The following is a 12679-nucleotide window of genomic DNA, read 5'->3' on the forward strand; positions in this document are numbered from 1 at the left end:
AAATAAATATAAAAGCCAACTATGCAAAAATATGACATCAAAACCTTTCAAGGGTTGATCCTGGCTTTACAGGACTATTGGGCACAGCAAGGCTGTGTAATTGCACAACCACTGGATATGGAAGTTGGTGCGGGCACATTCCACCCGATGACTTTCCTGAAATCAATTGGCCCAGAACCAATGTCGAGCGCGTATGTTCAACCATGTCGTCGCCCAACCGACGGTCGATATGGTGAAAACCCGAATCGCCTTCAACACTATTATCAATTCCAAGTTGTACTGAAGCCATCACCGGACAACATCCAAGAGCTTTACCTTGGCTCATTAGAGGCATTGGGTATTGATACTTTGACCCACGAAGTGCGCTTCGTTGAAGACAACTGGGAATCGCCAACACTAGGTGCTTGGGGTCTAGGTTGGGAAGTGTGGTTAAATGGTATGGAAGTGACACAGTTCACTTACTTCCAACAAGTTGGTGGCATCGAATGCTCGCCAGTGACAGGTGAAATCACCTATGGCTTAGAGCGTTTGGCCATGTATATACAAGGTGTCGACAGCATCTATGACCTTGTTTGGACAGATGGTCCTATGGGTCGCGTTACTTATGGTGACGTGTTCATGCAAAACGAAATTGAGCAATCAACTTATAACTTTGAATATGCGGATGTAGACGCGTTATTCAACCAGTTTGATCAGTGTGAAAAAGAAAGCCAAAAATTGATAGAGGCGGGCTTGCCATTACCTGCTTATGAGCAAGTAATGAAAGCTTCTCACGCATTCAACTTACTAGATGCCCGTCACGCAATTTCTGTGACAGAGCGTCAACGATATATTTTGCGTGTACGAGCATTATCTAAAGCCTGCGCGCAATCATATTTTGAAGCTCGTGAAGCACTTGGTTTCCCGCTTTGTAAGGACTGATCATGACAACTGAAAATTTACTAGTAGAAATTGGTACTGAAGAGTTACCACCAAAAGCATTACGCAAACTAGCAGAAGCATTTGCTGAAAACGCAGCAGCAGAGATAGATGCACTAGAGCTGGCTCACCAAGGCGTGAGTTGGTATGCATCACCTCGTCGTTTAGGTATCCAAGTAAAACAACTTGAGACACAGCAAAAAGATAAAACTGTAGAGAAGCGTGGTCCAGCAATTAAAGCGGCATTCGACGCCGATGGCAACCCAACTAAAGCTGCACAAGGCTGGGCACGTGGCTGTGGTATTGAAGTGAGCGAAGCCGACAAGCTTGAAACAGAAAAGGGTGCGTGGCTGCTTCACAAGGCAACCGTAAAAGGTCAGCAAGCATCTGAGTTACTGAGTGATGTGATTGGCAAAGCACTTGCTAAGTTACCTATCCCGAAACCAATGCGCTGGGGAGCAAACAAAACACAGTTTATTCGACCTGTTCACACTGTTGCTGCGTTACTTGGTAATGAAATCATCAAAGGTGAAGTGCTTGGTAAACAGATCAGCAATGAGTTGCAAGGACACCGTTTTCATCATCCTGAGCGTATTACACTTGCCCATGCAGATGAGATATTTGACACGTTAAAGCAAGCATATGTTGTCGCTGATTACGAGGTGCGTAAAGCGCAGATCCGCACTCAAATTGAAACCGAAGCTGCAAAGCTTGGCGCCATAGTTGCGATGGATGAAGAGCTGCTTGAAGAGGTTACATCATTGGTTGAATGGCCAGTGACACTGACAGCGTCATTCGATGAAGCTTTTCTATCGGTGCCTGATGAAGCGCTTATTTATACGATGAAAGACGATCAAAAATACTTTCCGCTGTTGAACGACAAGGGAGAACTAATCAACAAGTTCTTATTTGTATCAAACATCGAGAGCAAAGATCCAAGTGTCGTGATCTCGGGCAACGAAAAAGTGGTTCGTCCACGTTTAGCGGATGCGCAGTTCTTCTTTGAAACGGATAAGAAGAAAACTTTAGAAAGTCGCTTAGAGTCTTTAGGTAGCGTATTATTCCAAAAGCAATTGGGCACTTTAAAAGATAAATCTGAGCGTATCGCAGCATTAGCGGGTTACATTGCAAAGCAATTGGGTGCAGATGAATCTTTGGCACAAAGAGCTGGCTTGCTGAGTAAAACAGACTTGATGACTGAGATGGTCATGGAGTTCACTGATGTGCAGGGCGTAATGGGTATGCACTATGCGCGCATCGATGGCGAGGCTGAAGAAGTTGCAGTCGCGCAAAATGAACAATACATGCCGCGTTTTGCTGGTGATGCGTTACCTTCAAACCCAATCAGCTTTGCAGTTGCACTAGCTGATAAGTTCGATACTCTTGTGGGAATTTTTGGGATTGGTCAAATTCCAAAGGGTGATAAAGACCCATTTGCACTTCGCCGTGCTGCCATTGGCGCATTGCGTATTATGGTAGAGAAAGAGCTACAACTTGATATCTTAGATATCGTGGCAAAAGCACAAACACTGTTTGGCGATAAGCTGACGAATGATCAGGTCGCTGAAGATGTGTTTGAATTCATGCTGGGACGATTCCGCGCTTGGTATCAAGACGAAGGGATCGGTGTTGATGTTATCCAAGCTGTGTTGGCTCGTCGTCCAGCTCAGCCAGTTGACTTTGATCGTCGTGTCAAAGCAGTTAGCCACTTCCGTACACTCGATGAAGCAGAAGCACTTGCCGCTGCCAATAAGCGTGTAAACAATATATTGGCGAAAAATAACGTCACGAGTGATGCTGCGGTATCAACAGAGTTATTGGTTGAAGAAGCTGAAAAGCAACTTGCAGAGCAGGTTGCTGCGTTGACTGAAGAACTTGCACCAGTCTATGCGCAAGGTGATTACCAGCATGCATTAACACGTTTGGCGAGTTTGCGCGAAGCGGTAGATAACTTCTTTGATAATGTCATGGTAATGGCAGATGATGAAGCTACTAAGAACAACCGCCTTGCATTGTTAAGTCAGCTAAGCCGACTGTTTTTAAATACTGCAGATATTTCAGTATTACAAAACTAAGTGTATTGACTAAACATATTAAGCCAGCAAGCATGCTGGCTTTTTTTATTTAGGATGATAGGTGAGAAAATTGCAAAAAACGATAGCTTTATCAATCTTAGGTGTACTGGGTTTAGTTGGGTGTACTTCGCCACAAATAAGTGGGCAGTCAAGCACACAAGTTTCAACGCCCGTTGCAAAAATGATAGACCGACCAATGTATTTACGTGGTGATTTTAGTCTTTGGGATGCTGAAGAGATTTACCAGCTTCAGCCTCAAGGCGATGGTACTTATTCAGTACGTGCACGATTTATGAGTCTAGGCAAGGTGTATGAATTTAAAATTGCCGATGGGTCATGGAGCCAAGGCTACAATTGTGGTTATCGATTCCAAAGTGTTTTAAAGCTTGGTCAACCACAGGCTGCTGATTGTCACACCATCTACAATTACTTTAGTTTTATCCCAGATAAAAAAGGTTGGTTTCGTATCACGTTTGATTATCGAGAGCCTAAAAAGCCAATGGTATTAATCCAGAGAGACTAACATCAATCTATGATCGCTCATACTTGTAAAGTGAATAGCTGCAACGCTTAGCTAGCACCGTGCATTTGGCTCGAATCAACGGGGCATAAAGGGCTTCTGAGTTAAAACGGCAAGTATTCACTTGCCGCAAAATTGGTAACTGTTATTCAGGCTTACAAGGATAATCACGAGATGCACAATTGTGCACAGACTCACCCAATACGACATGGTCTTTACCGCCGGCGATGGCATTTGTTTGTGCAGGTTTAATTGCTTGTAGATCTAGGTTTTTAATTTTTTTTGTTTTGAGTTTTAATTTCATACTATATTTCCTTTTACTTTGTTGTTTACCTATTTTGTAAACTACCTTATTACTCCATGAAATAATTCATTGTGTGTTTTTTATTACTATTTTGTTTCATTTGTGTTTATTCGCAGTTGTTGGCACTCGAGACTGGATGAAGCAAAAGGTAGTAACAGTGTGTTCGATTAGCTCGGCTGTGGAGCACGTGAGTGCCTATTGTTTAACTTATGAGAAGTGGTAGATAACTACTTTGATAATGTCATGGTAATGCTGGTGATTAAGCTGTTAAGTCAGCTAAGCCGCCTGCTTTTAAATACTGCAGATAAATAGATTAGTGACTGAATGGCTTTTTATTCATCCCGTCTATGAATTACAAAACCTCGAGACCATGGTATTTATTGCGTGAGAGTAGCGTTTATGAGTCTAGGAAAAGTGCAGGAATTCAAACTAGGTGACAAATCGAAGCAGGATATAACTTTGGTTGTATATTTGATGGATGATTGCTGGTGGTAGACCTAAACTAGCAAACTAACTACTTCAACTTTCTCCCTAATAAAAAGGGGGAAAGCACACTCGATATCTGTAGTAAAAAGCACCTCACTTGTCTAATTTGACATAAAAACATCAAGAATATCAAGGTGTATAAAAGATAAGTGACAGAAAGGGCTGCAAATACATTTTATGATGGGAATGTAGTGAGTTCAGCTTTAATGCAAAGCTACTTGCCCTTTTTTAACAGGTATCGATAAGGTGATGAATCTATCTCTTTCGCGACTAAGGTATGATCCATAAACTCGCAGAAGCTGGGTATATCTCGAGTAGTTGATGGGTCGTCTGCCAATATCAATAATGTTTCGCCATGATTCATCTTTCTAACCATACCTCTGATCATCATAACTGGCTCAGGACAGCGCAGCCCGACGGCATCTAAGGTATGATCTGTATTATCAAAATTCATAAAGCGCCTCTGGCCAATATCAAAACATCTATTCTAACGTGGTACATACGCCGATTTAAAGGGGTTAATTTAAAATGTTGCGGATTCTTTGACGTAGGATAGATAATAAAAGGCAAAGCCACTGTTCATGACTTTGCCTTGGTCACCAAGTTGAAATTGGCTATGACAACAGGCGTGTTAGCTTACGCGCTCAAATACTGTCGCAATACCTTGTCCTAAACCTATACACATTGTAGCTAAGCCATATTTGGCATCTTTCTCTTCCATGATATGAATGAGTGATGTGCTGATCCGCGAGCCTGAACAGCCAAGCGGGTGGCCCAGTGCAATAGCCCCACCATTTAAGTTCACTTTTTCGTCTGCGACGTCGAGTAGACCAAGATCTTTCATGACTGGTAGCGATTGGGCTGCAAATGCTTCATTGAGTTCAATTACATCTAAGTCTTCGACACGGATCCCTGCTTGCTTCAGAGCTTTTTGGCTGGCGGGTACTGGACCATAACCCATAATTGAAGGATCACAACCGGCAACTGCCATTGATTTAACTCGAGCCCGAATAGTCAAACCAAGCGATTTGGCTTTGCTTTCGCTCATGACTAACATTGCAGATGCGCCATCTGACAACGCAGAAGATGTACCCGCAGTCACTGTACCACTGGCCGGATTGAATACCGGGCGTAGCTGGCTTAAACCTTCAAGGCTAGTTTCAGGGCGGATCACTTCATCATGTTCTACTAATACAGGAGCGCCGTTTTCGTCATGTCCTTCGGTCGGTAAAATTTCTTTTGCAAAACGACCTTCAACACTTGCCGCATGTGCACGTTGATGTGAACGTACCGCAAATGCATCTTGCTGCTCTCGATTAATGCCGTGAAGCGTTGCAAGATATTCAGCGGTTAGACCCATGACGCCAGCAGCTTGGGCTACCGAGGTTGAGAGGCCTGGGTGAAAGTCTACGCCATGCGTCATAGGGACATGGCCCATATGCTCGACACCACCGATAAGGTAGGTATCACCAGCACCGGTCATAATTGCGCGGGCAGCATCGTGCAGTGCTTGCATTGAAGAGCCACAGAGTCTGTTTACGGTAACAGCAGGTACAGAGTGAGGAATACCAGCAAGTAGCGCAGCGTTACGAGCCACATTAAAACCTTGCTCTAGTGTTTGTTGCACACAGCCCCAATAAATATCATCAATGGAATCTGGCGCAACTTGCGGGTTACGATCGAGTAAACCTTTCATAAGGTGTGCACTTAGATCTTCGGCACGACGATGTTTAAATACACCACCTTTGGAGCGACCCATAGGGGTACGAATACAATCTACGATAACTGCATGTTCCATGTTACTGGCCCTCCACTTGATAGAACACTTTGCCTTCTGCCGCCCATGCGCGTGTTTGCTCAGACACCTGATAGATTTCACCTAAGTTGGCATATTTGTCTGCCATAGCAACAAACTCACTTAATCCCACTTGGTCTAAGTAGCGGAATACACCGCCTCTAAATGGAGGGAAACCAATACCATAAATTAATGCCATATCAGCCTCTTGTGGCGAAGCGATAATGCCTTCTTGCAAACACAAGAGTACTTCATTAATCATCGGAACCATGCAGCGTTCGATGATCGTTTGCTTGTCAAATTGCTGTGCGTCATCACAAATTTGGGTTAATAGTGCAAGGGCTTCAGGATCTTTGCTTTTCTTCAAGCGACCCTTTCTGTCTGGTGCGTATTGATAAAAGCCTTTTTGATTTTTTTGTCCAAAGCGCTCTGCATTAGCCAGCAGGGCAACAGGGTCTTTATCTTGGCGTGCCATACGTGTCGGGAAGCCATCCGCCATGACACCTGTACAGTGGTTTGCAGTATCTATACCGACAACATCGAGCAGGTAAGCTGGGCCCATTGGCCAACCAAACACATTTTCCATGACTTTATCGATTTGGCTGAAATCAGCCCCTTCGACGACTAACTTGCTAAATCCAGCAAAGTAAGGGAATAGGACCCGATTTACAAAAAAGCCTGGGCAGTCATTAACAACAATTGGTGATTTACCAAGCTTAAGGGCATAGTCCACAACAGCAGCAACGGTGTCATCTGTGGTTTTTGCACCACGGATAATTTCAACCAGTGGCATTTTAGGTACTGGATTAAAGAAGTGCATACCACAGAAGTGCTCAGGGTTTTCAAGTGCTGTGGCCAACTCGTCAATGCGGATAGTCGAGGTATTTGAAGTCAGTACTGTGCCTTTAGGTAGTTGTTTCTCTAACTCTGCCAGTACGGCTTTTTTAATTTGTGGGTTTTCGACAACAGCTTCAACTATGATGTCTGAGTTTTCTAAATCACGCTCGTTTAACGTGGGCTTAATTTTTCCAAGCGTGGCGACCATCTTCTCTGTTTTCATATGACCGCGCTTTACTTTTTTGCCCAATAAACTAGCGGCTTCACCCATGCCTAAGTCAAGCGCACCTTGATTAATGTCTTTCATGACAATCGGTGTACCTTTGTACGCAGATTGGTAAGCGATACCGCCACCCATAATTCCTGCGCCTAATACCGCGGCTTGTTGAATATCAAGCTGGCTGGCTTTTGCTTGTTTTTTTGCAACACCTTTAATGTACTGATCGGCCAAGAAGATACCTGTTTGCGCAGCTGCTTCTTTGGTTTTAGCAAGTTTAGCAAAGTTAGCGTTTTCAATTGCCATAGCTTCAGCACGGGTATGGTTCGCTGCTGCCTTGATGGTTTTAACCGCCATCACGGGCGCAGGGTAATGGCCTTTGGTTTTAGCCAAGACCATGCCTTCAGCCATTGCAAAGCTCATACCTTGTTCCACGCGATTCATTTTCAGTGGTTCAAGTTTAAGCTGGCGCTTTGCTTGCCAGTTCAGCTTACCATCAATGGCCTGTTGTAATGTTTTAGTGGCGGCATCGAGGAGCTTGTCAGCGTCAACAACTGCATCTAACGCACCCACTTTGAAGGCATCTGGCGCGCGGTTTTCTTGACCTGTCGAAATCCAAGTCATGGCGTTGTCGGCACCGATAATTCGCGGCAATCTCACTGTGCCACCAAAACCAGGCATGATCCCAAGCTTGACTTCTGGTAAGCCAATTTTAGCATTTGGTGTTGCGATACGATAATCAGTAGCAAGTACCCACTCACAACCACCGCCAAGTGCTAAGCCGTTTATAGCTGACAAGGTTGGAAATGGTAAGTCTTCAATTGCATCGAAAACGTCGGTCGCTTCTTTGATCCAAGTGACGAGCTCTTGCTCAGGGCGATTGAAGGTTGGTAAAAATTCATAGATATCGGCACCAACAATAAAGTGGTCTTTATCACTGGTAAAAATTAGGCCTTTTACATCATCACGTGTGCTGAGTTCAGCTAGTGCTTTGGCACAATCTTGTAGGGTTTGCTGAGATAGTTTGTTGACCGAACCGGGTAGACAAAACTTAAACTCAGCGATGTTGCCTTTGCAAAAATCAACGACAAAGGACTCGCTCTTGATTAACATACTTGTTCTCCGTGACACTGGTACGATGAGTTGTCATTTCATCCAGTGTGGCGTCTTTATTTGAAAATTGCAATGAAAAATTTACCGCAGATTTACTGTAAAGCATAAATTGGGATGTTAAGGTGGCTAAGTGCATAGATTGGGCTAAGGTGTTTTAAGGTTTGCGCATTCAGTTTATTTAAACCTTCAATCATGCATAACTTGATTCGAGCAGAGCTAGCGCTCAGCTTCTCTCTGCTATTAAGCAGTAAAGTTAAGGAATGAACTCAGTGTATTGTATTTAAGTCATGATATTAAAAATATGCTGGGTCAAGATATACAACGCATTTATGTAAAGCATAGGTCGCCATGAAATTACGGATCTCTCGGTTTTTTAGTACGGGTATGTGCGCTTTTTTCACTTTGTTAAGTGCCCAAGGGTACGCGCAAAAGCCCCATCAAGATTTTATTCAAGCAGAACGTGTTGCTTGGTCAGGAAACTATAAGAAATTTAAACAAACGCTCGACGAACTCGATCACCCTTTGAAACCCTATGTTGAGATGACATTCTATAAACGTCATCCAAAACTAAAGTATCAAGAAGAGATTTCACGCTTTTTATCTGTTTATGATCACACGCCGTTAGATTGGCCGCTTCGTAAAAGCTGGCTGAACTATTTAAAGCGCCGCGGTAAAAAAGCACTATTTATTGAGCATTATCAAGACACCAGTAACGCAGAACTAAAATGTACTTACTTGCAATTTCAATTGGATTTGGGGGCACCTAAAAAAGCTATTTTAGATCAGGTAGCGCCATTGTGGGTGGTAGGAAAGTCTCAACCAAAAGCGTGTGACAGGCTTTTCTCCCAGTGGCAAAAAGCTGGGTATCGTGACCAAGCGTTAATTTGGGAGCGCATTACCAAGGCGGCGCAGGGCGGGCAGACGTCATTGATAAAATACCTCAAAACCTTATTACCAAGGCGAGAGGCATATCTCGCCGACTTATACGTGGCTGTACGCAGAGATCCCAGTGCATCAGCGGGGCTATATCGCTATAAAAATCGCAATCAAAAGGAAAGTGAAATAGCGGTATATGGTGTGCGCCGATTGATTTGGCGCGATCCTAAGTTGGCACTACGTGCGTGGGATAAGCTACAGGGGATGTTTGAGTTCAGTCAGGCGCAAAAAGACAGTGTCGCATATCGATTTGCCTTGGCGCTGGCATCAAAGGGCCATGAAGAAGCTCGATTCTGGCTAAATAAAGTACCCGCTGAGCAGCAAGACGTTAAGTTACGCCAGTGGCTAATGAGTAACATGTTAAAAGAGCAAGATTGGGCTGGCATAGCGGCGCTTTTTACTGGTATGGACAATCTAAGCAATGGGCAGACCTATTGGCTCGGCTATAGCTATTTCAAACGCGGTGATAATGCTAAGGCAACCGCGCTGTGGCAGGAATTGGCGACAAAGCGAGATTACTACGGCTTTTTAGCCGCTGCACGATTAGATTTACCCCCTTCAATGAATACTCAGTCTCTGGATGTCAATGAGCAAACCCTGGCGAGTGTGTCTCAAGCTCCTGGCTTTAAACGAGCAAAAGCCTTGTATGAGCTCGAACGCTTTACACAAGCGCGCAGAGAATGGAACTATCTAACCAATACATCCAGTACCGAAGAAAAGCTTGCAGCATCAATGCTGGCTGCTGAATTAGATTGGTACGATAGCACTATTTATACCTTGGCACAGATCAAGGCATGGAACTATGTTGATCTGCGCTTTCCGATGGCATTTGATAACTTGTTTGAACGTTATAGTGAAAGAAACCGTGTCGATTTAGCATGGAGCTATGCCGTTGCTCGTCGCGAGAGTAGCTTCGCTCCGGATGCTAGATCTTCGGCTGATGCTTACGGTTTGATGCAACTTTTACCGAGCACAGCAAGATATGTAGCGAAATCGCGAGTGTCTAAAAAACAACTGATGAAGCCTGCGACGAATATTCGCCTTGGCACGGACTACTTGGAGTATTTGAAGCGTAAAACCAAAGGGAATGAGATATTGGCGACAGCGTCATACAATGCGGGTTATCACCGCGTAAAACGCTGGATCCCCAGTGAAGCGATGCCGGCAGAACTATGGATCGAACTGATCCCCTATCGAGAAACTCGAGATTATGTCAAAAATGTCATGGCATATCGTCAGGTATATCACACTAAATTAGGACGGGAAGGGAATGTATTGGCAGGGATCTTGGATATGAATATAGGCGGCAAACGTTAAATATGGCTGTTAAAGCAGTCGCTTCAAAGGGTTGGCATGGCATCGTTTTTGCGACGGTGCTATGTTAGACTCAGTTATAAATAATTTGAATAAATATGGGTACACTGTGGACACATTAGCAAACTTGTATGCAGAGCATATCACCACGCTTCAGGCGCGCACAAAAACCATCGTTGAACGTGAGGGCTTAGATGGTCTTGTCATTCATTCAGGCCAAGCTAAACGTCAGTTTTTGGACGACATGTATTATCCATTTAAGGTTAACCCTCAATTTAAAGCCTGGTTACCGGTCATCGATAACCCGCACTGCTGGCTGGTGGTTAATGGCACAGATAAACCCAAATTGATTTTCTACCGTCCTGTGGATTTTTGGCACAAAGTGCCTGATGAACCAAGTGACTTTTGGGCTGACTATTTTGATATTACGCTATTAGTGCACCCGGAGCAGGTCGAAAAATTACTCCCTTACGACAAAGAAAAGTTTGCTTATATTGGTGAGTATTTAGAAGTTGCACAAGCATTGGGCTTTGGGCAAATGAACCCAGAGTCGATAATGAACTATTTGCACTATCATCGTGCATACAAAACCCAATATGAAATGACGTGTTTACGTGAAGCAAATCGAATCGCTGTATTTGGCCACAAGGCGGCAAGAGATGAGTTTTATGCGGGAGGCTCTGAGTTCTCTATTCAGCAAGCTTATCTGAATGCAACATCACACATGGAGAATGATACTCCTTACGGTAATATTGTTGCTCTGAATAAACATTGTGCGATATTGCACTACACGCATTTTGAACGTCAGGCGCCGAGCGAGCACCTGTCATTCCTTATCGATGCCGGCGCAAACTTTAACGGCTATGCATCAGATATTACGCGAACATATGACTTTGCAAAGCAGGGTCAGTTTGCTGAAATGGTCGATGCTCTCAATCAACATCAGATAGCGCTGGGTAATGCACTTGAGCCAGGTAAATTGTACGGTGACCTACATATTGATTGCCACCTGCGCATGGCACAGATCCTAGCGGACTTCAAAGTGGTTAATCTAAGTGCTGAGCAAATCGTAGAGAAGGGTATTTCTTCAACTTTCTTCCCGCATGGGCTTGGGCATCATATTGGATTACAAGTGCATGATATGGGAGGGTTTATGGCAGATGAACAAGGCACACATCAAGCGCCGCCTGAAGGTCACCCATTCCTGCGTTGTACAAGACGTATTGAAGCGGGCCAAGTGTTTACCATTGAGCCAGGTTTATACTTTATAGACTCGTTGCTTGGTGACTTAGCGAAGAGCGAGCATACTCAGCATGTAAACTGGGACAAGGTTGAGGAATTCAAACCGTATGGCGGGATCCGTATTGAAGATAACATTATTGTTCACCAAGACCGCTTAGAAAATATGACACGAGCGTTGAACTTAGACTAATCATCAAAGTTTATCTTTTTACGAGTGAATGGCCACTCAAGCTGTTTTATCAAGAGGAGTCGTGAGGCTCCTTTTTGTTAGAAAATAATTTATGTCTGAATATAAAATCCCCACTGAAACCATCTCTCATCACGAAGAGATTAAAAAAAGTACTTTTTTGGTACATGTCGCGCATACGCCTACTGTTGAAGCCGCCAAGGCATTTATTCGCAGCATTAATGAGACATACCCCGATGCGCGTCACAATTGTTGGGCGCACGTGGCAGGTGCTCCTGGGGGGAGTCATGTATTGGGCTTCTCTGATGATGGTGAGCCAAATGGGACTGCTGGCAAGCCTATGTTGAATGTCTTAATGGGTTCTGGCATCGGTGAGATTACGGCGGTGACAACGCGTTATTTCGGTGGCATTAAACTTGGTACAGGCGGGCTGGTTCGCGCTTATGGTGGCACACTCAATAATGCTCTAAGTATATTGCCTACAACTTTGAAAGTACCCGCAGCGCTGTTAGTCGGCAACTCCGACTATGCACTGCAAGGGGTAATAGAACAACATTTGGCTAGCCAATATCAAATATTGAGTATTCAGCATGAGTTTACAGCAAACATTGGTTGGAGAATTGAAATTGACGCACGTGAAGCTAAAACGGCAATAAAGTCTATTTTCGATCTTACCCATGGCAGTGTGGCCATGAAGATACAAAAGTAATTGCTTTGTAGGGTAATGAGGTTTAC

At 44.1% G+C, this 12679-nt stretch carries 10 protein-coding genes; 6 read left to right on the forward strand and 4 right to left on the reverse strand.

Going from position 1 to position 12679, the window contains the following annotated elements; all coding sequences use genetic code 11:
• The first annotated feature begins 21 nt into the window (after nt 1–21).
• The 3 genes from glyQ to N483_RS11090 all read left to right on the forward strand — a co-directional run bounded on the left by glyQ (nt 22) and on the right by N483_RS11090 (nt 3516).
• Entirely contained in the window at nt 22–921 is a 900-nt protein-coding gene (gene glyQ, locus N483_RS11080) for a glycine--tRNA ligase subunit alpha (RefSeq protein ID WP_023400960.1), read from the forward strand.
• A 2-nt stretch (nt 922–923) separates the two neighbouring features.
• Nucleotides 924–2993 (forward strand): glycine--tRNA ligase subunit beta, encoded by a 2070-nt coding sequence (glyS, locus tag N483_RS11085; RefSeq protein WP_023400961.1) that lies wholly within the window; start codon nt 924–926, stop codon nt 2991–2993.
• Between the two features lie 61 nt (nt 2994–3054).
• A complete protein-coding gene (locus N483_RS11090; protein WP_023400962.1) occupies nt 3055–3516 on the forward strand; it encodes a hypothetical protein in 462 nt (153 codons plus the stop codon).
• 142 nt (nt 3517–3658) lie between these two features.
• On the opposite strand, the gene N483_RS26980 is transcribed toward N483_RS11090, so the two are convergent.
• The 4 genes from N483_RS26980 to fadB form a co-directional block, all read right to left on the reverse strand.
• On the reverse strand, nt 3659–3817 hold the full coding sequence (locus N483_RS26980) for a hypothetical protein (RefSeq protein ID WP_023400963.1): 159 nt from the start codon (nt 3815–3817) through the stop codon (nt 3659–3661).
• Between the two features lie 700 nt (nt 3818–4517).
• The gene (tusA, locus tag N483_RS11095) at nt 4518–4757 is read right to left on the reverse strand and encodes a sulfurtransferase TusA (protein WP_023400964.1); all 240 of its coding nucleotides are present in this window, start codon (nt 4755–4757) and stop codon (nt 4518–4520) included.
• Nucleotides 4758–4934: 177 nt separating this feature from the next.
• Entirely contained in the window at nt 4935–6101 is a 1167-nt protein-coding gene (gene fadA, locus N483_RS11100; RefSeq protein WP_023400965.1) for an acetyl-CoA C-acyltransferase FadA, read from the reverse strand.
• 1 nt (nt 6102) lies between these two features.
• Nucleotides 6103–8265 carry a fatty acid oxidation complex subunit alpha FadB gene (fadB, locus tag N483_RS11105; protein ID WP_023400966.1) on the reverse strand — a complete coding sequence of 721 codons (2163 nt, stop codon included), beginning with the start codon at nt 8263–8265 and terminating at the stop codon, nt 6103–6105.
• 384 nt (nt 8266–8649) lie between these two features.
• On the opposite strand from fadB, the gene N483_RS11110 reads away from it, so the two are divergent.
• The 3 genes from N483_RS11110 (at nt 8650) to N483_RS11120 (ending at nt 12653) form a co-directional block, all read left to right on the forward strand.
• A complete protein-coding gene (locus tag N483_RS11110; protein WP_036976948.1) occupies nt 8650–10518 on the forward strand; it encodes a transglycosylase SLT domain-containing protein in 1869 nt (622 codons plus the stop codon).
• Nucleotides 10519–10624: 106 nt separating this feature from the next.
• Nucleotides 10625–11947 (forward strand): Xaa-Pro dipeptidase, encoded by a 1323-nt coding sequence (pepQ, locus tag N483_RS11115; protein WP_036976955.1) that lies wholly within the window; start codon nt 10625–10627, stop codon nt 11945–11947.
• A 91-nt stretch (nt 11948–12038) separates the two neighbouring features.
• Nucleotides 12039–12653 carry a YigZ family protein gene (locus N483_RS11120; RefSeq protein ID WP_023400969.1) on the forward strand — a complete coding sequence of 205 codons (615 nt, stop codon included), beginning with the start codon at nt 12039–12041 and terminating at the stop codon, nt 12651–12653.
• Nucleotides 12654–12679 lie beyond the last annotated feature (26 nt).

It is taken from the genome of Pseudoalteromonas luteoviolacea NCIMB 1944, assembly GCF_001625565.1.
Lineage (GTDB): Bacteria > Pseudomonadota > Gammaproteobacteria > Enterobacterales > Alteromonadaceae > Pseudoalteromonas > Pseudoalteromonas luteoviolacea_F.